This window comes from Vibrio sp. R-1 (assembly GCF_035615595.1).
Taxonomy (GTDB): Bacteria; Pseudomonadota; Gammaproteobacteria; order Enterobacterales; family Vibrionaceae; genus Vibrio; species Vibrio cholerae.
The window spans coordinates 1-699 of the sequence record NZ_WPDC01000260.1 but is presented as its reverse complement, the minus strand read 5'-3'; the positions used below and the strand labels follow the sequence as shown (position 1 = coordinate 699).

At 47.5% G+C, this 699-nt stretch carries 1 protein-coding gene and 1 pseudogene; both read right to left on the bottom strand.

The window, feature by feature from the left end:
• Nucleotides 1–6: 6 nt before the first annotated feature.
• Nucleotides 7–342, bottom strand: a complete 336-nt coding sequence (locus GOU96_RS17985) for a hypothetical protein (RefSeq protein WP_267783179.1) — start codon at nucleotides 340–342, stop codon at nucleotides 7–9.
• Nucleotides 323–699, bottom strand: a pseudogene (locus GOU96_RS17980) (hypothetical protein); the annotation flags it as partial. The pseudogene GOU96_RS17980 and the gene GOU96_RS17985, both read right to left, overlap by 20 nt.

The following is a 699-nucleotide window of genomic DNA, read 5'->3' as shown; positions in this document are numbered from 1 at the left end:
TCCTGTTTAAAAAAATCCCATGCGGCGTTTTTTGCCGGTGGGGTGCTGCTCTAAATAACGGGCGAGTTCATCAAATACGCCGCTGTGATTGGCGTATTCCACGACCTGCTTGGCCGATTCAAACCACTCTAGCGTGCTTGGCTGACGCTGGCGAATGTGCTCGCGGAGAACGTCCATGGTGATGGTGCTGTCTTGTCCGGTGCGCAAAATTTGCTCTATCACTTGCTCACTCACGGCATCGACCCAGCCTTTGAGATCCGCACCGGAATGCCCCTCACTAAGCTCAGCAAGCTGGCGGTAGTCGAGCGGTTCAATCGGTAAATCAGCGAGTAAACGTTGCAAAATATCTTGCCGTGTTATGACCTGCATAGCTAAAAAAACTCACTGCGGTTTTCAGCGCATAATTCCAATCCGTCTCCATGGACAAACCGACACAGGTACTGCCAGTCCATTGCGGCCCAAAACTGCAACGCATCCAGATAAGGTTAGTTTTGGTATCGGTAATGGTCCCATTGAAGTTATCACGATAGCGCCCATCAATAAGCGCTTTAGCTGGGGGGCGGGTAGGCTTGAAACTAGAGCAAAACCAAAGAATGAAGGCAAAAGTATAACCTCGATAAATTTGATTGATAAAAGCATCACTTAATATCGAGCATTTTGATGACTTCTTGTCAACTGACAACAAATAATTATGGAATA